The sequence below is a fragment of the Aliiglaciecola litoralis genome (genome assembly GCF_039523355.1).
GTDB lineage: Bacteria > Pseudomonadota > Gammaproteobacteria > Enterobacterales > Alteromonadaceae > Aliiglaciecola > Aliiglaciecola litoralis.
In genome coordinates this window covers 377089-395750 of sequence record NZ_BAAAFD010000002.1, presented here as the reverse complement: position 1 = coordinate 395750, position 18662 = coordinate 377089, and the positions used below count along the sequence as shown (strand labels likewise).

The 18662-nt window shown below is 43.6% G+C and carries 22 protein-coding genes; 10 read left to right on the top strand and 12 right to left on the bottom strand.

All coding sequences use genetic code 11. From position 1 onward, the window contains the following. Positions 1 to 174: 174 nt before the first annotated feature. The 3 genes from gluQRS to sfsA all read right to left on the bottom strand — a co-directional run bounded on the left by gluQRS (position 175) and on the right by sfsA (position 2490). Entirely contained in the window at positions 175 to 1050 is an 876-nt protein-coding gene (gluQRS, locus tag ABD036_RS05475; RefSeq protein WP_343857318.1) for a tRNA glutamyl-Q(34) synthetase GluQRS, read from the bottom strand. A gap of 61 nt (positions 1051 to 1111) precedes the next feature. Beyond that, positions 1112 to 1558, bottom strand: coding sequence for an RNA polymerase-binding protein DksA (gene dksA / locus ABD036_RS05470; RefSeq protein WP_343857315.1), 447 nt, complete (start codon positions 1556 to 1558; stop codon positions 1112 to 1114). A gap of 227 nt (positions 1559 to 1785) precedes the next feature. Next, positions 1786 to 2490 (bottom strand): DNA/RNA nuclease SfsA, encoded by a 705-nt coding sequence (gene sfsA, locus ABD036_RS05465; protein ID WP_343857313.1) that lies wholly within the window; start codon positions 2488 to 2490, stop codon positions 1786 to 1788. A 61-nt stretch (positions 2491 to 2551) separates the two neighbouring features. Between sfsA and pepB the strand changes: the two genes are divergently transcribed. After that, positions 2552 to 3844 carry an aminopeptidase PepB gene (pepB, locus tag ABD036_RS05460; protein WP_343857311.1) on the top strand — a complete coding sequence of 431 codons (1293 nt, stop codon included), beginning with the start codon at positions 2552 to 2554 and terminating at the stop codon, positions 3842 to 3844. 106 nt (positions 3845 to 3950) lie between these two features. Here the strand turns inward: pepB and ABD036_RS05455 are convergent, their stop codons facing one another. Further along, positions 3951 to 4133 carry a helix-turn-helix domain-containing protein gene (locus ABD036_RS05455; RefSeq protein ID WP_343857309.1) on the bottom strand — a complete coding sequence of 61 codons (183 nt, stop codon included), beginning with the start codon at positions 4131 to 4133 and terminating at the stop codon, positions 3951 to 3953. Between the two features lie 274 nt (positions 4134 to 4407). Between ABD036_RS05455 and ABD036_RS05450 the strand changes: the two genes are divergently transcribed. Both ABD036_RS05450 and ABD036_RS05445 read left to right on the top strand, forming a co-directional pair. After that, complete coding sequence (locus ABD036_RS05450; protein WP_343857307.1) at positions 4408 to 5007, top strand: YhgN family NAAT transporter; 600 nt, start codon at positions 4408 to 4410, stop codon at positions 5005 to 5007. A 10-nt stretch (positions 5008 to 5017) separates the two neighbouring features. After that, a complete protein-coding gene (locus ABD036_RS05445; RefSeq protein ID WP_343857305.1) occupies positions 5018 to 5602 on the top strand; it encodes a YjaG family protein in 585 nt (194 codons plus the stop codon). A 19-nt stretch (positions 5603 to 5621) separates the two neighbouring features. Here ABD036_RS05445 and rsmD read toward each other — a convergent pair whose 3' ends face one another. After that, positions 5622 to 6215 (bottom strand): 16S rRNA (guanine(966)-N(2))-methyltransferase RsmD, encoded by a 594-nt coding sequence (gene rsmD, locus ABD036_RS05440; RefSeq protein WP_343857303.1) that lies wholly within the window; start codon positions 6213 to 6215, stop codon positions 5622 to 5624. A gap of 130 nt (positions 6216 to 6345) precedes the next feature. On the opposite strand from rsmD, the gene ftsY reads away from it, so the two are divergent. From ftsY to ftsX, 3 genes are read left to right on the top strand one after another with little or no spacing between them, the layout of a single operon-like run. Continuing rightward, positions 6346 to 7635: a signal recognition particle-docking protein FtsY gene (gene ftsY / locus ABD036_RS05435; RefSeq protein WP_343857302.1), complete on the top strand. Its 1290-nt coding sequence runs from the start codon at positions 6346 to 6348 to the stop codon at positions 7633 to 7635. Between the two features lie 17 nt (positions 7636 to 7652). Continuing rightward, positions 7653 to 8357 carry a cell division ATP-binding protein FtsE gene (ftsE, locus tag ABD036_RS05430; protein WP_343857299.1) on the top strand — a complete coding sequence of 235 codons (705 nt, stop codon included), beginning with the start codon at positions 7653 to 7655 and terminating at the stop codon, positions 8355 to 8357. Beyond that, entirely contained in the window at positions 8357 to 9337 is a 981-nt protein-coding gene (gene ftsX / locus ABD036_RS05425; RefSeq protein WP_343857297.1) for a permease-like cell division protein FtsX, read from the top strand. The genes ftsE and ftsX overlap by 1 nt, the downstream gene beginning before the upstream one ends. A 50-nt stretch (positions 9338 to 9387) precedes the next feature. Here ftsX and ABD036_RS05420 read toward each other — a convergent pair whose 3' ends face one another. Then, a complete protein-coding gene (locus tag ABD036_RS05420) occupies positions 9388 to 10629 on the bottom strand; it encodes an EAL and HDOD domain-containing protein (protein WP_343857295.1) in 1242 nt (413 codons plus the stop codon). A 57-nt stretch (positions 10630 to 10686) separates the two neighbouring features. After that, positions 10687 to 11907 carry an EAL and HDOD domain-containing protein gene (locus ABD036_RS05415; RefSeq protein WP_343857292.1) on the bottom strand — a complete coding sequence of 407 codons (1221 nt, stop codon included), beginning with the start codon at positions 11905 to 11907 and terminating at the stop codon, positions 10687 to 10689. A gap of 251 nt (positions 11908 to 12158) precedes the next feature. Between ABD036_RS05415 and rpoH the strand changes: the two genes are divergently transcribed. Continuing rightward, positions 12159 to 13010 carry an RNA polymerase sigma factor RpoH gene (gene rpoH, locus ABD036_RS05410; RefSeq protein WP_343857289.1) on the top strand — a complete coding sequence of 284 codons (852 nt, stop codon included), beginning with the start codon at positions 12159 to 12161 and terminating at the stop codon, positions 13008 to 13010. A gap of 81 nt (positions 13011 to 13091) precedes the next feature. Here rpoH and ABD036_RS05405 read toward each other — a convergent pair whose 3' ends face one another. From ABD036_RS05405 to pip, 3 genes are all read right to left on the bottom strand, one after another. After that, complete coding sequence (locus ABD036_RS05405; protein WP_343857287.1) at positions 13092 to 13994, bottom strand: bifunctional GNAT family N-acetyltransferase/hotdog fold thioesterase; 903 nt, start codon at positions 13992 to 13994, stop codon at positions 13092 to 13094. Between the two features lie 153 nt (positions 13995 to 14147). Beyond that, positions 14148 to 14588 (bottom strand): D-aminoacyl-tRNA deacylase, encoded by a 441-nt coding sequence (gene dtd / locus ABD036_RS05400; protein WP_343857284.1) that lies wholly within the window; start codon positions 14586 to 14588, stop codon positions 14148 to 14150. Then, a complete protein-coding gene (pip, locus tag ABD036_RS05395) occupies positions 14585 to 15556 on the bottom strand; it encodes a prolyl aminopeptidase (protein WP_343857281.1) in 972 nt (323 codons plus the stop codon). Before pip ends, dtd begins: the two co-directional genes overlap by 4 nt. A 102-nt stretch (positions 15557 to 15658) precedes the next feature. Between pip and ABD036_RS05390 the strand changes: the two genes are divergently transcribed. The 3 genes from ABD036_RS05390 (at position 15659) to ABD036_RS05380 (ending at position 17084) form a co-directional block, all read left to right on the top strand. Further along, a complete protein-coding gene (locus ABD036_RS05390; protein ID WP_343857279.1) occupies positions 15659 to 15895 on the top strand; it encodes a hypothetical protein in 237 nt (78 codons plus the stop codon). Continuing rightward, on the top strand, positions 15892 to 16527 hold the full coding sequence (locus tag ABD036_RS05385) for a DUF2959 domain-containing protein (RefSeq protein WP_343857277.1): 636 nt from the start codon (positions 15892 to 15894) through the stop codon (positions 16525 to 16527). Before ABD036_RS05390 ends, ABD036_RS05385 begins: the two co-directional genes overlap by 4 nt. A gap of 143 nt (positions 16528 to 16670) precedes the next feature. Beyond that, on the top strand, positions 16671 to 17084 hold the full coding sequence (locus ABD036_RS05380) for a hypothetical protein (RefSeq protein WP_343857275.1): 414 nt from the start codon (positions 16671 to 16673) through the stop codon (positions 17082 to 17084). Between the two features lie 146 nt (positions 17085 to 17230). Here ABD036_RS05380 and ABD036_RS05375 read toward each other — a convergent pair whose 3' ends face one another. Together ABD036_RS05375 and ABD036_RS05370 are read right to left on the bottom strand one after the other, a co-directional pair. Then, positions 17231 to 17605, bottom strand: coding sequence for a PilZ domain-containing protein (locus ABD036_RS05375; protein ID WP_343857272.1), 375 nt, complete (start codon positions 17603 to 17605; stop codon positions 17231 to 17233). 135 nt (positions 17606 to 17740) lie between these two features. After that, positions 17741 to 18616, bottom strand: a complete 876-nt coding sequence (locus ABD036_RS05370) for a virulence factor BrkB family protein (RefSeq protein ID WP_425542556.1) — start codon at positions 18614 to 18616, stop codon at positions 17741 to 17743. Positions 18617 to 18662 lie beyond the last annotated feature (46 nt).

Below are 18662 nucleotides of genomic sequence, written 5' to 3'. Positions count from 1 at the left end.
GACCTTAGGATCGAGTAAGTCCGAATGGTATTCTGTAGCACTTCCTGCGAGCGCGTTTTTGACCTTTTTGATCACACGAGAAATGATGGTGATGTTCCTGATTTCGCTATTGTTCTGTAATGGCGCGCAATGATATACCGTATAAAGGATTTTTTCTATTAGTTGATGCAGTGTTTAGCCTAAAGGAGGTTGTGACACGGGTAAGGATTTTTGTTGCCATTGGGTGATTGCCCAGTTGAGCAATGGGACCACCTCCATTTGTGCGGCTTGTGGGGTAATTTCAATCCCCAAATACCCTAAGGCGTGCTGTAGGTTTTGCTTTGGCTGGGTGAGATCCAATGCCGGTGCATTATTTTGCTTGCTGTATTTGCGACCATCTTTGAACGCTACTAACGGCAGGTGCATCGTTTTAGGTGGCTGAGCTTCAAAAGCGTGAAACAAGGACCATTGGCAGGCAGTAGGTAACAGCAAATCTTCGCCTCGGACAATTTCGGTGACTCCCATGGCAATATCATCTACCACCGACGCTAAATGATAGGCATAGAGTCCATCTTTGCGTTTGACGATAAAATCTTCGTTGGTGGCACTAGGGTCAATGGTGATATGTCCTAGGTAGCCATCATTTAAGTTGCTCACAGGATTAGTGTGTTTAAACCTCAATGAAAACGGCGCGGAAACGGACGTCTTGTCGCGACAGGTACCAGCATAACGCCCTCCTGCTGCTTTGATTTGTGCCCGAGTGCACTCACAGCGGTATATTTTGTTGTTTGCCAATAGGGATTGCAGCGCGGATTCATATTCGGCGCTATGGTCACTTTGATACACAATCTCATCATCCCACTTGAGGCCATGGACCCAAAGTGCGCTTTGGATGTGTTCAATTGCGCCGGGCATAATGCGTGGCGGATCAATATCGTCAATCCTTAAGCGCCACTTTCCTTGCTGAGCCTTGGCTTGCAGATAACTTCCTAGTGCTGTGACCAGCGAGCCTAAATGCAAGTGACCAGAGGGACTTGGGGCAAATCGACCGATGTAAGCTTGGCTGTTCATCCGACTATTCCAAAAACGACAAAAGCCGCTACGGGCGGCTTTTGTTTATGCATTGTATTGCTTAACCTTGTAGCTGTTTTTCTTTTATTTCAGCGAGGGTTTTGCAGTCAATACACATGTCGGCAGTTGGACGGGCTTCTAAACGGCGAACACCTATCTCGATACCACATGCGTCACAGAAACCAAAATCGTCATCTTCGATGCGTTTTAGTGTCTTTTCAATTTTCTTGATTAGCTTACGTTCACGGTCACGGGTACGCAATTCTAAGCTGAATTCTTCTTCTTGCGCAGCACGATCAACGGGATCGGGGAAATTGGCTGCTTCGTCTTGCATATGGTGAACAGTGCGATCAACTTCTTCGCGCAATTGTGCACGCCAAGCAGCTAAAATTTTTCTAAAATGCTCAGTTTGAGCTTCGTTCATGTACTCTTCGCCGTCTTTCTCCTGATATGGAGTCAAACCTGCAAGAGCAATTAATCCTAATGCTTTATCTTTTCCTGTTGGCATCTGCCAATTCTCCTACACTACGACACAAACAAGTGTTTGCAGCCCACAATCTATACCAGAAAGCGGTCATCCTAGCAAACCTTATCAGGCCGAATAAATGCAATGGTTGTGATTACAACCTATAAAAATCGAACCCTGAAATGCTCGATTTTTTATTAGAAACCCATCGAGCTATTTTTTTAAGACTGGCAAACATAGGCTTCTTTAATAAAAAATCAACCTTTTTTTTAATAAATGAATTCTAGTCGTTGATTTATGGCGACATTTTTTTGATTGATTTGTGCGCTGTAAACCAACACTTCAACCCCAGCTTGCATTGCTTGTCTTAAGGTGTCTGCATATTCGGGATCAATGCGCTGTGCGGCACTGACAACCTCAATACCGGTATGTTGTGTACAAAAAAACAAAACCGCACGTTTCCCTTGATTTACCATCTCGATAAGCTCTCGAATGTGTTTTGTACCTCGGGTGGTTTTAGCGTCTGGAAAATAGCCTTTATCTTCTAGTAATAAAGTGACAGATTTAACCTCTACATAACAGTCCACTTTATTGTCATCGCTCAATAAAATATCAATGCGACTATTTTCTGAGCCATATTTCACTTCTTTTTTAAGTGTTTTATAGCCGTCAAGCTCTGGGATCCTTTCCGCGTGTATCGCTTCAATAACTAGCTGATTGGCACGGTGAGTATTAATACCAATCCAGTGCCCTTGATGATTTTGTGCTAACTCCCAAGTATATTTTAATTTGCGTTTGGGATCCGTGGAGGGGCTGAGCCACACCTGATAGCCAGGTTCGGCGCATCCAGTCATGGCTCCGGTATTGGGACAGTGTGCGATCACCACACTACCGTCGCATAATTCGACATCCGCGAGAAATCGTTTATAACGTTTTAACAATGTGCCCTTGATAAGTGGTGTTTGGAACAGCATATTACCTCTATTGAATTGGGCCGATAGAACCCATTGTTTTTTACTCTGCAAAGGAGCAAGTATGTCACACATGTTAGTTGAACTCAGTATCCAACCCGCAGCGTCTCATTGGGGGAAAAAAGCCGGACTTAGTTTTCAAGGTAATACAGCCATTATCCATTTGTCGGCTGATGCTGAAGAACCAGCGCAATTAACCCAAATACAAAAAGCCGCTAGAAAACTAGATGGTATGAATCTCGACGGTGTCAAATTGCAAGGAGATTGGAGCGCCGAGCAACAATGGGCTTTTGCTTTTAGTTATCGTCGCCCACGCAATCCATCATCTATTGAATGGCTAGATAATGCTGACAAGTCAACTCTTCAAAAGCGGTATGACGCACTGTGTTTCACTCGTGACTTGGTCAATGCTACTCCAGAAGATTTGTCGCCAGAGAAACTAGCTGAACGCTCGTTAACATGGCTTGCAGAGTTAGCTAACGGCAAGATCACCTCTAAACAATGGGTTGGCGAAGAGTTAGCTGAGGCAGGATGGATTGGCATTTACAATGTCGGTCGCGGCAGTGTGCGTCCACCGGTGTTGCTCGAAGTTGATTACAATCCCACCGGCGATCCTAATGCGCCCGTGTTCGCCGCTTTAGTGGGCAAAGGAATTACCTTCGATAGCGGTGGTTACAGTATTAAGAGCAGCGAAGGCATGCTCAGCATGAAATGCGATATGGGCGGAGCGGCAACGGTAGTGGGTGGCTTTGGGCTGGCGATCATGAACGGCTTAAACAAACGTGTGAAGCTGCTTTTATGCTGTGCAGAAAACTTGATCAGTGGTCATGCCTATAAGCTGGGTGATGTGCTGACTTATAAGAACGGTGTTTCGGTAGAGATAGTCAATACCGATGCTGAAGGCAGACTGGTGCTGGCTGATGGTTTGATAGCCGCGGCTGAAACTGATGCTCAAATGATAATAGATGCCGCTACACTGACAGGCGCTGCGGTTGCTGCCACGGGCGGAGACTACAATGCGTTGTTTGCTTTGGATAAACCCGCGCTCAAGCAATTCATTCAGTGTGCAGAGCAGGAAAAGGAGCCTGTGTGGGCGTTACCGCTAGAGATCTGGCATCAGGATAAATGCCCATCGGATTTTGCTGATACGGCCAACAGTCGCGCGCAAAAAGGTGGTGGTGCAGGTGGCGCCTCTAATGCGGCTGGGTTCTTATCTCGTTTCGTTGCTAACAATGGCAAAGGGTGGGTACATATCGATCTTGCCGCTGCGTACAATGCAAGTGGCACAGCAACTATGCCAGTCGGCGCTAGCGGTATTGGATTCAGATCGATAGCAAGAGCACTTTTAGAAGACTAGAAAAACGTTATCGATGCGGCTAGTCGAGTTAGGCTAGCTGCATAATATTTTTTTTAGCCAAGGCCTCGTTATTGTTGGTGAGGCAAAGGTTGGAATAAGTAGCTAACTAGATCCCACCGATACGTTCTGCGAATTCTTTGTATTTTTCAACAGCCGTTTTGTCAAACAAAGGTTTACCAGCGTCATCTTTGTCTTTTGACATTAGCAAACTTTCACGCTCCAATCGTTCCACTCGACCCTCTTGAACACCTAAAAACTCTGCTACTTCTGCGACAGTCATTAAACTCATTAACCTTTCCTCAATTCGAATGCTAAATACAATTAAAGCGTAAACTGCATCTTTTGCTAGTTTGCGCACAACTTACTGTTTGCAAGTTATAGCACCTTCTACACCTTAAGTGAACTTTTCGACATGCACAAGTGATTGATATCACGTTCTTTATAGACTTATTCAATTGTTTCTTATGAGGTTTGTATGTTGCTATTGAAGGACGGATATATCGTTTTAGATATTGTTGGATAAGGGTTACAATGCCGCCAGTTGTATTATTTGGGGAGGTAGCATGGATATTTGGTCTACAGCGGTGATGTTGTTTCTGATCATGGATCCGCTTGGTAATTTACCGATATTCATGTCGATATTAAAACCAATCGAGCCTAAAAGAAGACGGATTATTTTGGCGCGTGAGTTGCTCATATCGCTGTTAATTATGTTTATCTTTTTGTTCAGCGGGCAAGCCGTATTAGATTTTTTGAATGTTAAACAGCAAGCCGTCAGTATTGCTGGTGGTATTATTTTATTTCTGATTGCCATTCGCATGATTTTTCCCAATAAAACAGCTCACGCTGATGATGGTGTTCATCCTGAACCTTTTATCGTTCCCTTGGCAATTCCCATGATTGCCGGTCCGTCGTTATTGGCGGCATTAATTTTAATTGCCAATCAAGATCCTTTAAGAATGCTCGACTGGTCAATTGCGGTGTTTTCTGCTTGGGCTGTGTCGGCCACGATTTTGATGTTCTCAGGTGTATTCTTTAAACTACTCGGCGAGCGTGGGTTGATTGCAGTGGAGCGATTGATGGGAATGATCTTGATCATGCTTGCAATTCAAATGTTTTTGGATGGCATTGGTAACTATTTTGCCTTAGGGGCAACCACATAGAGTTGGATAAATGAACGAAAAATTGAATACTTTTCAACGAGTAAGAGAGCTCAAAGGTTGGCATGCAGTCGCATTTGCCACCACCCTTGTGCAGCGCATGCAACCCAACTTTGCGTTATTTCGCGATACCACAGACTATGATGATGAAGGTCAGTTTAATAAGTCGCTAGAGGCACTTTGGCAGTGGCTCACGCCCAACTCAGGGAAAATCAACTTCGCATTGCAGTTGGATAAAGTCGAAGAAATTACGCCTGATGCAGCCGATTATCAATCCTACGGTGTTTATCCTGCTATCGATGTGACGATTTCATTAGCCTCTACTATTTCCTTGATAATGAATGAAGAGCCACAGGGTGCGGTGATTGTCAGCAAGCTATCTCAAGGATGTGTTGAAGCCTTTGTGGAGCTTGTCAATGAAGAGCCGTTAGAGTCTCAGCAGATCAAGTCCCACCCTTTAATGGAATGGGAAGTGGCGTTTCAAAATGAACTGATAGACATACTGGCAACCATGCGACCTTCCGCGCAAAGTGTTAAACAATTACGCGCCATGGCGTTGAGTGAAGGTGTTTCTAATATCGGCATTGAATGTACCTGATATTGAGCTTTCAATGCGGTTAACTATCGTTCAACTCAAATAAACGAGATGATAAGTTGCTGGTGTCTTTTTGTTTGATCAGCTGCCAGTTGTCAGGCGCTGAGTAAGTGCTGGCTTGTCGCTCACACTCCACGTAAATCAAAGCCCCTTTTGCCAATACATTATTGTGGATTAAGACATCGAGGGCGCGGGGCACTAACTGTTGGTGGAACGGTGGGTCGATAAATATTAAATCGAACTGCTGAGGCAAGCTGGCACAAAGCGCAAAGGCATCGCCTTGTTTTACCTCTGCGGCGCTGTGATCAATCTTCAAAGTCTGCAAATTCTGTTTAATGTTATTCGCCGCTTGTGGCGCCATTTCGATAAAGGTGCACCATTTGGCATAGCGAGACAATGCCTCAAACCCCAGACTGCCGCTGCCAGCGAACATATCAAGGCAGGTGCTTTGGGATACATAGGGCATCAGCCAATTAAACAGCGTTTCTTTTAGTCGATCAGTGGTGGGCCGCAGTCCCTGAGCGTTCAACACCGGTAATTTTCGGCCTCGATACTGACCACTGATAATTCTAATTGAACCTGTTGCCGAAGATTGCTTGTTTACGCCTCGCTTCATGAATCCAAGAAATGCTATGATTGTGAAAATATGACGGTAGTGTAAACCGTCAACGACTTTTCTGCACTCTTGCAAATTAGGAAAGTTGAAATGCACTGAATCAAATTGCTTTAAGAGAACTGAATTTAAAATGTCGAAATTTTTCAAATGGTTTAATAAAGATAAAAATGAACAACCGACTGATGATCAGCCATCCACTGATCAACAGACCATTAAACCAACCGAAGGCAGTGAAGGCGCGCCAGTGGAAACGCCTGCCACGGAAGAGCCTAAGATTGATCAAACAAAGGATAACCAAAGCACATCGCAAGACCTGCAAAACAAGCCAATTGAAACAGGTCAAGATAGATCGCCAATTGCACCTGAGACTTCTGTCGATGTGCCATTGTCGGCAGTTCCCCCTGTTGACCTAGTCGATCCTGCGCCTCAAACTTTGCCAGAGCCAGAGCCAGAGCCAGAGCCAGAGCCAGAGCCAGAGCCAGAGCCAGAGCCAGAGGGGTTTTTCAGCAAGCTCAAACGCGGCCTGTCTCGAACTAAGCAAAACTTGGGCAGTGGATTTGTCAGTCTTTTCAAAGGCAAGACCATTGACGATGAACTGTATGAAGAGCTTGAAACGCAACTGTTAGTCGCCGACTTAGGCATGGACACAACTAATAAAATAATCACCAATTTAACCGAAACTGCCGACCGCTCTCAGCTCAAAGACGGAGAAGCCTTATACGATTTGCTGAAACAGCAAATGGCCGACATTTTGGGGAAAGCCAGTGAACCCTTAAAGATTGATCAAGCCGAAGGGCCTTTCGTCATTTTAATGGTGGGTGTCAACGGGGTGGGTAAAACTACCACCATAGGGAAACTGGCCAAGCAGTTTCAGCAGCAAGGTAAAAAAGTGATGCTTGCGGCCGGAGACACCTTCCGAGCCGCTGCGGTAGAACAATTGCAGGTCTGGGGTGAGCGCAATAATATCCCCGTTGTTGCTCAACAAACTGGCTCTGACAGCGCCTCGGTGATCTTCGATGCATATCAATCAGCTAAAGCAAAGAACATTGATGTGTTAATTGCGGATACAGCAGGACGTCTGCAAAACAAAGATCACCTAATGGAAGAATTGAAAAAAGTGGTTCGAGTAATGAAGAAGATTCATCCGGATGCACCACACGAGATCATGTTGACCATCGATGCTGGCACTGGTCAAAATGCTATTAGCCAAACCAAAATTTTTAATCAAGCAGTAGGCTTAACGGGCATAACGTTAACGAAGCTAGATGGTACCGCTAAAGGTGGGGTGATTTTTGCGATTGCCGACAAATTCGACATTCCCATCCGCTATATTGGCGTGGGTGAAGGTATTGACGATTTGCGTCCTTTTGAAAGCCAGCAATTTGTGGATGCGCTATTCCACGACGCTGACAACCAATAACATAGGATCCACTAACCGTGATCAAGTTTGAACAGGTCAGTAAAACTTACCCTGGTGGGCAACAAGCGTTGCGCAAGGTTAGCTTTCATATTGAACCGGGTGAAATGGCGTTTTTGACCGGACATTCTGGAGCGGGTAAAAGTACCCTGCTCAAACTGATCAGTATCATGGAGCGCCCGACAGTGGGTCAGGTACTCATTAACGGTCATGATCTGAATAAAATTCATCGTCGCCAAATCGCCTATATCCGTCGTGACATCGGCATGATCTTTCAAAGCCACCAATTGCTCATGGACAAAACCGTGTTCGACAATGTCGCGCTACCTTTAGTGATTGAAGGATTTTCACGCAAAGAAACCACCAAACGAGTGCATGCAGCACTAGAAATGGTTGGCTTGCGGGACAAAATTAGAAACTTACCCATTATGCTCTCTGGTGGTGAACAGCAACGTGTAGGGATTGCCAGAGCCGTTGTCAACAAACCCCCCTTGTTATTGGCCGATGAGCCAACTGGAAACTTAGATCCGAAACTATCGATGGAAATCATTCGTTTATTTGAAGATTTTAACCAAGCCGGTGTGTCCGTATTTATCGCTACCCATGACTTGGGATTAATAGCCCGAATGAAGTACCGCACTTTGACGCTCAAGCAAGGGCAGATGATCACTGACGGTCTTACTGAAGACTGGGATAGCGAACAGACTCCAGGATACCAACTCTAATGAGTTTACTATTTAAAGGTCGACCTCAAGGCGTTCACTCAACCCATGTTGGCTGGCTCCAACGTGTGCAGATGTTTTTCTTGAGTCATATTCGCCAAGCCTTAACGAGTTTGGGCGACCTTTGGCGCGCGCCCGTCGCATCGCTTATGACCATTGGCGTGTTGGGGCTCAGTATCACTTTGCCAAGCACCTTTTATATTCTAGTTAAAAATGCCGAAAACATTGCTGAAAATTGGCAACAAGCATCGGAAATCACCTTATTTTTGCGCCGTGATACCGCTTCCAAGGATGCCAATCAATTGGTCACCAAACTAGGTTTGTGGCCGGAAATTGATGGCATAACTTTTGTTCCTGCCGAGCAAGGTATGCAAGAGTTTCAGTCTCAAAGTGGGTTGGGAGCGGCGCTTGACTATCTCGATGAAAATCCGCTACCGGACGTAATTTTGGTGAAACCGTCATCACAGCATACGTCTCCCACAGCAGCTTCTAAGTTACTGGAAAAGTTACAAACTGAACGATTTGTCGATGTGGCAAAGCTGGATATCAAATGGCTAGAACGTTTGTATGGGTTTTTATCGATTGCGAAAGAATTAATTTATGCGGTAGCGTTACTATTGTTTTTAGCGGTGGTGCTTATTATCGGTAATACCATCAGGTTAAATATTTTAAGTCGCCGTGATGAAATCTTAGTCATGAAGCTAGTAGGTGCAACGGATGCCTTTATTCATCGTCCTTTTATGTATACCGGTATCTGGTACGGATTGTTCGGCGGGTTAATGGCATGGTTTGCGGTGGTGTTGCTGCTATGGTGGATGTCAGGCAGTATCGACGCCTTAACAGCCCAGTACAACAAACAGTTTGATTTGACTGGTTTGCACTTTGAAGCGTTGCTAATCATGCTCAGCGTGTCTGTTTTCTTAGGGCTTGCAGGATCAATGATCTCGGTACATCGCCACGTTCGCAGCATTGAGCCTAAATAAAGCGCTCGGGTTGACGTAACTGAACGTTCAACCCGAACCCCGTAATCGTTTTATTGTGGTTTGCTGGCAGGGTAGTGCGGTGAAATAGATTGTCGTACGCTGTTGCCCCAGACAATGGCCTGATTGAATAAACCGTGTAAGACTTTTTGATCTAGCTGAAGTGAATCGGCTATTTTTCTGACCTTCATCCAAGTGCCACTCTCAAATGCTCTGGCCAACATAATGTAATAGTAATAATCATTCTGGCCACCACACAAGGCATACTTAACCTCATCAACGATGGGCATCTTTAATACTAAATGTTGCATTTCTTGGTCGAGCAAAGCGTCCAATAAAGAAAATAGACCCGCCATAAAGCCAATTGGTGGGTTGTCGCCCGTGCCACGAGCTTGGGCCACCAAGTCACAGAAACGAGCTCTAACCAATGACATGTGCAGTAATTCCATGGGTTTGTCATCAGCTAAATTAGCCAATGCCAATAACGCGATAAACTTCTTAATTTCTACTTCGCCCATATAATTCAAGGCGTGTTTGAGCGAGGTTATCTTGAAACGTTTGTTGATCATCGGGTTGTTGATAAAGCGCAGCAGCATATAAGACAAACCAACATCGCGTTCAATGATCTCGTTTATTCTATCTATGCCAAAGTTATCTTTAGTGGTTTCGGCAATGAGTTCAATCAACGATAGCTTGTTAACCGGTAAAGGCGCATTACTGAAGCTTTCCGGTTTGGCAAAGAAGTAGCCCTGAAAATAATCAAACCCTAAATCACTGAAAGTCGTAAAATTCTGCTGCGTGTCAACGTTATCTGCGACTAACTTCACATTCGCATGGGTAAATCTTGGGATTTGTTTAGCGATGGTTGCAAAGGCATATTGCATGGTGTCGATCTTGACAATATCGACTAAGTTTAACAGTTCACTGCTGGTGGTAAGTTTTGGGCCATTTAACGCAATCTGAAAGCCTAGGTTGCGAATATTTTCGCAAGCGCTCACTAGTGAGTAATCTCCGGCATCACCATCGGCGACTTCGACGACGACCGTTTTGGGGTCAAGGCTATTGGGCAAGCCTTTGAGAATAGTTTCATTGGTGAAATTTATGAAGGCTGTTTTTTGACATGAAATATCATCCAAGCCTAACTTCAGGCTGCTTTGCGCACTATTACTGCGCTCGTCAGCTTCTACGTCTTTTTCAGGGAAACAGTTGCTTTTGCCATCTCTGAACAATAGCTCATAAGCAAAGACTTCCTTTTCTCTATCTAGTATGGGTTGCCGAGCAACAAAAGCGAACATCAATCAATCCTCAGAGGTTAATTATTATTTTTAATGGATTGTAAAATTAGTCAAGTGTTAATGCCCAATAGAACGAGCCATGGAAGCGCCCCATTTAATCGATTCATTATAGAAACTATGCAATAGTCTCTGATCGAGTTCAAGGCCCTTAGCATGGCGCTTAACACCTTCCCAGTCAGCGTATTCAAAGGCGCGCGCTAAAGACAAGTAATCGCGTAATTGGCTTTTCATACCGCACAGCGCATTTTTCAATTCATCGCTAAGCGGCAGTTTTTTCATTAACTGATTCATATTCTGATCCAGCAATGCATCTAACAATGAAAATAATCCCACTAGAAACCCTTTGGGTGGATTACTGATTTCTTTCTTCGCTAACGCGGTTAATTCACAAAATCTGGCTCTAACCAGCGAAAGATGCACTAATTCAGGCGCTTTATCATCCCCTAGATTCGCCAGAGCGACCAGCGCAATAAACTTTTTAATTTCGACTTCACCCATATACGTGAGCGCATGAGTTAAGGAGGTGATTTTATTGCGTTTATTCATAATCGGATTATTAATAAAGCGCAATAGCATGTATGAGAGCGCCACATCGCGTTCGATAATATGACTGATCAATTCAAAATCAAACTGAGAACTGGCACTTTCTTTCATCAGTTCAAGGAGCGTCATTTTCGAAGACGGGATGTTTTTTTGTTTCATCACCTCTGGTTTAGCAAAAAAGTAACCTTGGAAAAAATCGAAACCTAGCTCAACACAGCGATCAAATTCTTCTCGAGTTTCGACTCTTTCAGCAACTAGCTTTAACTTCGCGTCTCTAAATTTGGGGAGATGCTGTGCTATGACGTCGAATTCACATTCCATAATGTCTATTTTGATAATACTGATAAACGGAAGCAAAACGTCCCATTTGGGATCAAAGTCATGATCGTCTAAGGCAATTTGGTAGCCTAAGTTTTTGAGATGTTTGCATGCGGCAATTAATTTATCGCTGATCTCCACAGTTTCAACGATTTCAATAACCACTGCTTGTGGATTGAGCGAAGTGGGAAAACGATACAATAGCGTGTCATTATGAAAATTTATATATGCCGTTTTGCCGTCAGTAATTTCTTCAACGCCTAAGGCTAAGTGACTTCCTGCTATTAATTTTGAAGTGGCTTCATCAGGCTCAATATCTGGAAAACAATTACGTTTTCCATCGCGGAATAATAACTCATAGGCTTTTACATTTGATTCTTTATCAAAAATGGCCTGTCGGGCTACGTATGCAAACATCTGCTAAACCTTGTAGGGAAAATTCTGCTGTTTATTTATTCGACTAAATAGTTTGTAGCATTTTAATCAAAATTAATACCTTTAAATCGGTAGCAATGCCCCCAGTTTAGTATATCGAGTTAAAAAAACGACTTTATTGCTGTGAAAAGTGAAATTTTTGTTCCTTTTGATGGTCTATTACCGTATAGAAGATTGGCAAGGCCTATCGGAGTTTGTTAAACTCGGGCACTGAACTAAATTAAGGGGTATACATGAGCACAAATATGCGAGCAATGGCATTAAGCGTTCCTCAAAGCGGCAGCATTGAAACCTACATTCAAGCTGTAAGTAGCATTAGTATGCTAACCGTTGAGGAAGAGCGCGAACTTGCTGAGCGTTTGCAACGTGACGAAGACATTGAAGCTGCACGTAAGCTTGTCATGTCTCATTTACGATTTGTTGTCCATATAGCTAAATCCTATTCGGGTTATGGGCTGCCGCAAGCTGATTTGATCCAAGAGGGCAATATCGGTTTGATGAAAGCAGTAAAACGTTTTGATCCCACCGTTGGTGTGAGATTAGTCTCTTTTGCGGTTCACTGGATCAAAGCTGAAATCCACGAATTTGTATTGAAGAATTGGCGCATCGTGAAAGTTGCAACAACTAAAGCGCAACGCAAATTATTCTTTAACTTACGTAAAAATAAGAAACGTCTTGGTTGGTTTACTCATGCAGAAGTGCAAAAAGTAGCAGAAGAGCTGGGTGTAAGCACTAAAGAAGTGCTGCAGATGGAAGCTCGCATGAGTAGTCAGGACCAAGCATTTGATTTGTCAGCTGATGACGATGAAAGTGGCAACTTCGCGCCAGTGCAGTTTTTGGAAGATAAAACGGCCGATGTTGAGTCAGAAGTAATCGATAGTGACTGGGATGCTAATGCATCAAAACGTTTGCACTCAGCGATTAAAACCCTTGATGAGCGCAGCCAGCACATCATCCAAACCCGCTGGTTGTCTGACGATAAGTTAACCTTGCAAGATTTGGCAGATAAGTATGAAGTCTCTGCTGAGCGAGTACGTCAGATTGAGAAAAACGCCATGAAGAAATTGCAATTAGCGATGGCGTAGCAGCTAAACAAACACTAAAAAGCGCGATTTAATCGCGCTTTTTTTATGCCTGTTAGATCATGAGCTTTCAGGGAAAATCAGTTAGTCTGTAACTGGCAAAATCCAAAACACCCCTTTAAATTCTGCCACTGGATTTTCACCGTCCAGTATATCTACTCTTAACTTAATTGCTGTTTTCTTGTTACGTTGCAACAATTCGAACTTGCCATCTAAAAACTCTACATTGCATAACGCTCGTGGCTGCATAGTAATGGGCTTATGATAATGAATATTGCCATCACCCAGAACGATTTCGCCTTCTAACGACTTTTCTTTGAGCTTCAGATGGATCATGCCCCAGCCCGTTAAGGTGGCAAGTGAAAATATACTGCCCGCAAACATAGTGCCGTGCAGGTTAATATTCTTATTTAAGGATGCTCTGGTTTCCAAAGTCGTCCCGGAATACTTGTATAGTTGAATGCCCATCTGCTCGCTGATAGGGATGGTTTCGTACCAGGTTTTTTGAAGCTCCTGACACCATTTAGGATGGACCATGACTTGATTGACATCAGAGAGTTTTTTAATCATCTGGGTTCGCTTTAGCTTACCCATTTCAGTCGGCGCTTCTTTTTCAATTTCAAAGCCACAGGAACTGAAAAAATCGATGGAGATACGACGGCTATTAGTCACAAGACGCTTTGCTCCTTGCGATCTAGCAACTTCTTCTAATGCCGAATAGATCAACTTGCCTAGTCCCTTACCCTGAAATTCTTTAGCAATAGCTACATGTCGAATTTGTGCTTCTTCTGACATGTTCATATGAACCCGTCCAACGCCTACAACTTGGCCGTTTGCATCGAGAATCATGCGATGTTCAGCTACCTGCTCGTACTCATCTTTTTCTGAACCAAACGGGTGATTCCACGGTTTTCTTAGCATTTTCCAGCGAAACTGGAAATAGGCCTCAAATTGTTCATCCGTTTTTGGTGTATCGATTTTATACATACAAAGATAAGTCTCTTTTTGGGTATTTTACTGGTAACTATAGGCTATAAGTAATGGATTTATCCCTCACAGACAAGACCTTTGGTAGGGTATTTAGATAGGCTGAGAGGGAGCTCATTAAAACGCAATCAGCTACAACTCTCAATAGTGAGGCTAATTTATTTGCAAATGGAAGGTTACTGGTCCGTCATTTTCTAAGCTGATTTGCATATCGGCGCCAAACTGACCGGCTTCACAAACCATTCCTTGAGACGCACAGTAATCGAAAAAATACTGATATAATTGTTCGCCCATTTCAGGTGGTGCAGCATTGGAAAAGCCCGGTCGATTGCCCTTGTGGGTATCTGCGACTAGGGTAAATTGGGAAACAATGAGCAAATCTCCTTGTGCTTGTGACACATTCAGATTCATTTTACCCTGCTCGTCGGCAAAGATGCGTAGTTTGAGCATTTTATCTGCGAGCTTTTTGGCTATTTCTTCACTGTCTGTTTTTTCAACTCCCAGTAGCACTAATAAGCCTTTGTCAATTTGCCCTAAGGTTGCACCGTCCACTTTGACTCGGGCATAGTTGACCCGTTGAATTAGCGCAATCATTGGTTTTGCTCTGCGATGAATTTAGCCATAGCGTCGGTGGCATGACAGATCGCTTCGCTTATCTTGGGATCCGAAGCGCTATGAGCCGCTTCTGGCACAATCAATAGCTGCCCTTCTCGCCATGCTTGACTCAAAGCATAAGCATTTTCCAGCTTGCAAACCATATCGTATCTACCATGAATGATGGTGCCTGGGATTGCAGAAAACCTGTGTGCATTTTTTAAAATAAAATCTTCTTCAAGAAAGCATTGATGCTTCATGTAATGACACTCTAACCTTGCCAGACTCACTGCTCGGTGCAGATTCTTAGCCAGATCGTGTTCCTGAATCGAAGTATTCATCTGCGAGATCCTTTCCTCCCACAAACACCAAGACCGCGCGGCGTGCATTTGTGTGAGCTCATCCCCATTTAGAAAAATATCGTAGAACGCATCTGTTACGGAGAGACTCTTAGGTTGATCATGAAGCACTTCAATAAATGACTGGTAATGCTCGGGAAACACCTGCGCAGCTCCACCTTGTGGGCCGATGAACCAATCCAAGTCTTGTTGACGGGCTAAAAACACACCGCGTAGCACGATAGCACTGACACACTTAGGGTATTTTATCGCATAACTGAGCGCCAGAGTGGTACCCCAGGAACCGCCACACAACATCCAGTTCGTGACCCCTAGGTGCTTACGAATAACCTCCATATCGTCGACTAATTTTTGGGTTGTGTTGTGCTTCAAGCTGGCAAAAGGCGTCGACTTACCGCAGCCACGCTGATCAAAGCCAATGATCCAATATAGATTAGGATCAAAAAAGCTGCGGTAGTTATCTGATAAACCTGCTCCAGGACCGCCATGCAAATACAGTACTGGTATGCCTTTCGGGTTGCCAGATTGTTCGAGGTACAAACGATGCCCATCACTGACATCAATGGTTTCGCTCGTGTAGGGTCGTAAAGGGGGATAGCAATGGCCCATATATTCCGTTTTTTGTTTGTTAATTACGCTTCTTTGCTTTAATTTAGCACTTAATACCCCAATATCTACATTTGTTTTTATTTGCTACTGTTGGAGAATACTATGGCGGGACAAGGATCAGGTGGAAATGTGTTGGCTGCAATATGCAGTTTTTTCATTCCAGGGCTAGGACAATTGGTTCAAGGGCGAGTATTTAAAGCCTTGTTATTTTTTGTTTTTTCGTTTGTTTTTTATGGTCTCGCGGCGACCGTAGTACTGTTCTTTTTCTGGCCAGTTGGCGCTATATTCCATCTATGGTCGATTATCAGTGCCGCCACATATAAAGGCTCGGACGTATGAATAAGTTAATAATCATTTTGTTCAGTTTAACGCTGTTCGGCTGTCAAAGCGCCTATTATGCCGCGTGGGAGAAACTCGGCGTGGAAAAACGCGATATTTTGGTGGATAGGGTCGAGGATGCCAAAGAGTCTCAAGAAGATGCACAAAAGCAGTTTAAGTCGGCACTGGACGAATTTAGTCAGTTGATCAACTTTGACGGCGGCGAAATGCAGGAAATCTACCAAGAATTGAGTAGCCAGTTTGAAGCCAGTCAGGACGCAGCAAACAATGTCACTAATCGGATCAACAAAGTCGAAAGTGTTGCTGAAGCACTGTTTGATGAATGGACCGAAGAGCTAGATAAATATGAAAATGCTACCTTGCGCAGAAACAGTCAAAAGCAGCTTAAAGACACACAAAGACGATACAGCAGCTTGATCAGCGCGATGCGCAAAGCTGAGTCAAAAATGCCACCGGTATTGTCTGCACTACAAGATAACGTGTTGTACTTAAAGCACAATTTAAATGCCAGCGCGATAGGTGCACTGCAAGGTGAATTCAATGTCATTAAAAAAGACATTGATGCACTGATCAAAGACATGAATTCTGCCATTTCTCAATCGAATGACTTTATATCAAGCATTAAAAGCTAGTTAGAATATTTTATCAGTGACCAGCCGCTCTACTTATTGAGCGGCTATCGATAAAGGCATTAAAAAAACGGCTATACTAAAACCAAGTAATTACCTTTAGTTGTTTATCGCGCCATCATATCTAATCGAAAAAGGACTTCTTCATGAAACCACTATTAACGTTATTTTTCTTGGCAGTTACCTTAAGTACCGTAAATTCACATGCCAATACAAATTTCTCGGTAACCTCCAAAGCGAGAGGAATTAGCGCTTTTGATTTCACAGTGACAGAAATACACAGAAGTGAAAGCTATTCGACGCTTTCAATTCCAAAGTTTCAAAGCCGTTCAGCAGCAGCCTCTCGCTGGATGATGTGTGTTTATGCTGAATTGGCTATTGCCAGAGGGTTCGAATATTGGTCTTCAATATATACTGATGATTCGGGCGATAATATTGTCATTGTATTTCCTCAAACAAATTCGACATCGGATCCTGCATTTAACAATATAGATCTGCTGGGCACCGAGCCAACTATCTCCGAATTATCAACCTATAAACTCTTTTGCGGTTTAAAGTAATGACGGGTGGATAGTCCTCATAAATCAATTAATTTGTATTTATTTTCTTTGACAGTGCTCGCTAGGTTGGTGGCTAGTTGCTGTCGCACTTGAGGAAAAAATGCGTTCGTCGTTAATTAAGCAGATAATTTATTGCTTATTTAAACTTAGACGCTACTTACAATACCTGATACATCATCGACATGTTTGACACACTCAAATATAAAATCATCCATTTCATGTTCGGGATGAAATTTTGAATACTGTAATCCTAGTTCGGCCGCTTCGTTCACATGCCGAATTAGCCCTTTGATAGTGCAGCAGATCCCAGACGTGGGCAAAGTTAACGTAATTTTTACGTGACTATCAGGCAAGGTGGCGGGCATGGCAGATAACAATTTAATGCGAATACCTGAATAACTCATATCCAGCATATTACCTTCTAAGTGAATACCCTGTGGATTACTCTGATTACTGATAATGATGTCAGCATGAACGCCTTTAGGACTAAATCTAGGATGTACTCTTTTATCATTTGTCATTGGGTATACCGCGACTAGATTTCACTCAATAATAGTATTAAATGCAGAATACGCCAACGTGCCCCCCCTATTTAAAACGATCATGGCAAATGACCGCACAGCGATGATGAGATAATCGCACAGAGTTTAGGCTATTTAGACTTTCTCTTTTCCCTTTCGTCGCTCGTCTTCTTCAGGTAATAGGTTGCGTTCTTCACCGGTATCTTCTTCAGGGATCACTCGTTCTAGCCCTCGGGTAAATTCAGCGCCCACCAAAACTAATACCCAACTTAAATACACCCACACGAATAGAATGGGAACTACCGCAATTGCGCCATAAATCACCTGATAAGAAGGGAAATTCTCGATATACATTGCAAACATTGTTTTCGACAGCTCAAACAAGGTCGCCGCCAAGACTGCACCGGAGATGGCGTGCTTGGCACTGATACGTTTGTTAGGAACGACCATATAAAGTATGAAAAAAGCGATCACCGCGGTGATAAAGGGCACCGCTTTAAGCAACATGGTAGAAAAGCCGGGGGTATATTCATCGGCATAGTTTGCCAGTCCAACAAGGTAGGTACTTACTAACACGCTGACACCTATCAGCAAAGGCGCAAGGGTTAAAACCATCCAATAGATAGAAAAAGTATAAATGCGCGGTCGCTCACTTTTAGCCTGCCAAATGTGGTTCAGTGTTTTGTCGACATTGGAGATCAGAGCCAATGCAACAACCACTAATGCGAATATGCTGACGGCGCCCATTTTTGAGGCATTCGCGACAAACTCTCCCATGTGTTTTTGTAGGACGTCACCTGAGGTGGGAATGAAATTGCTAAACACGTAGAGTTCAAGTTGTTGGCGTACTTCATTAAACGCGGGAAACGCTGAAAGAATACTGAAAAACACCACAATAAATGGCACTAACGACAGTAATGAAACATAGGCAAGGTGGCCAGCAGATACGGTGATCCTATCTTGGATACAATGGTGCACGACATTGCGAATTAACGCATAGGCGTGACTCATAAAATTCTTCACCTTATCCAGTGTAGTTAATTCGTGCATATTTCCC

What these genes read in the sequence shown, in the direction of transcription:
- gluQRS (WP_343857318.1), bottom strand. Translation starts at nt 1,050, where the DNA reads ATGAACAGCCAAGCTTACATCGGTCGATTTGCCCCAAGTCCCTCTGGT.
- dksA (WP_343857315.1), bottom strand. Translation starts at nt 1,558, where the DNA reads ATGCCAACAGGAAAAGATAAAGCATTAGGATTAATTGCTCTTGCAGGT.
- sfsA (WP_343857313.1), bottom strand. Translation starts at nt 2,490, where the DNA reads ATGCTGTTCCAAACACCACTTATCAAGGGCACATTGTTAAAACGTTAT.
- pepB (WP_343857311.1), top strand. Translation starts at nt 2,552, where the DNA reads ATGTCACACATGTTAGTTGAACTCAGTATCCAACCCGCAGCGTCTCAT.
- ABD036_RS05455 (WP_343857309.1), bottom strand. Translation starts at nt 4,133, where the DNA reads ATGAGTTTAATGACTGTCGCAGAAGTAGCAGAGTTTTTAGGTGTTCAA.
- ABD036_RS05450 (WP_343857307.1), top strand. Translation starts at nt 4,408, where the DNA reads ATGGATATTTGGTCTACAGCGGTGATGTTGTTTCTGATCATGGATCCG.
- ABD036_RS05445 (WP_343857305.1), top strand. Translation starts at nt 5,018, where the DNA reads ATGAACGAAAAATTGAATACTTTTCAACGAGTAAGAGAGCTCAAAGGT.
- rsmD (WP_343857303.1), bottom strand. Translation starts at nt 6,215, where the DNA reads ATGAAGCGAGGCGTAAACAAGCAATCTTCGGCAACAGGTTCAATTAGA.
- ftsY (WP_343857302.1), top strand. Translation starts at nt 6,346, where the DNA reads ATGTCGAAATTTTTCAAATGGTTTAATAAAGATAAAAATGAACAACCG.
- ftsX (WP_343857297.1), top strand. Translation starts at nt 8,357, where the DNA reads ATGAGTTTACTATTTAAAGGTCGACCTCAAGGCGTTCACTCAACCCAT.
- ABD036_RS05420 (WP_343857295.1), bottom strand. Translation starts at nt 10,629, where the DNA reads ATGTTCGCTTTTGTTGCTCGGCAACCCATACTAGATAGAGAAAAGGAA.
- ABD036_RS05415 (WP_343857292.1), bottom strand. Translation starts at nt 11,907, where the DNA reads ATGTTTGCATACGTAGCCCGACAGGCCATTTTTGATAAAGAATCAAAT.
- rpoH (WP_343857289.1), top strand. Translation starts at nt 12,159, where the DNA reads ATGAGCACAAATATGCGAGCAATGGCATTAAGCGTTCCTCAAAGCGGC.
- ABD036_RS05405 (WP_343857287.1), bottom strand. Translation starts at nt 13,994, where the DNA reads ATGTATAAAATCGATACACCAAAAACGGATGAACAATTTGAGGCCTAT.
- dtd (WP_343857284.1), bottom strand. Translation starts at nt 14,588, where the DNA reads ATGATTGCGCTAATTCAACGGGTCAACTATGCCCGAGTCAAAGTGGAC.
- pip (WP_343857281.1), bottom strand. Translation starts at nt 15,556, where the DNA reads ATGGGCCATTGCTATCCCCCTTTACGACCCTACACGAGCGAAACCATT.
- ABD036_RS05390 (WP_343857279.1), top strand. Translation starts at nt 15,659, where the DNA reads ATGGCGGGACAAGGATCAGGTGGAAATGTGTTGGCTGCAATATGCAGT.
- ABD036_RS05385 (WP_343857277.1), top strand. Translation starts at nt 15,892, where the DNA reads ATGAATAAGTTAATAATCATTTTGTTCAGTTTAACGCTGTTCGGCTGT.
- ABD036_RS05380 (WP_343857275.1), top strand. Translation starts at nt 16,671, where the DNA reads ATGAAACCACTATTAACGTTATTTTTCTTGGCAGTTACCTTAAGTACC.
- ABD036_RS05375 (WP_343857272.1), bottom strand. Translation starts at nt 17,605, where the DNA reads ATGACAAATGATAAAAGAGTACATCCTAGATTTAGTCCTAAAGGCGTT.
- ABD036_RS05370 (WP_425542556.1), bottom strand. Translation starts at nt 18,616, where the DNA reads ATGAGTCACGCCTATGCGTTAATTCGCAATGTCGTGCACCATTGTATC.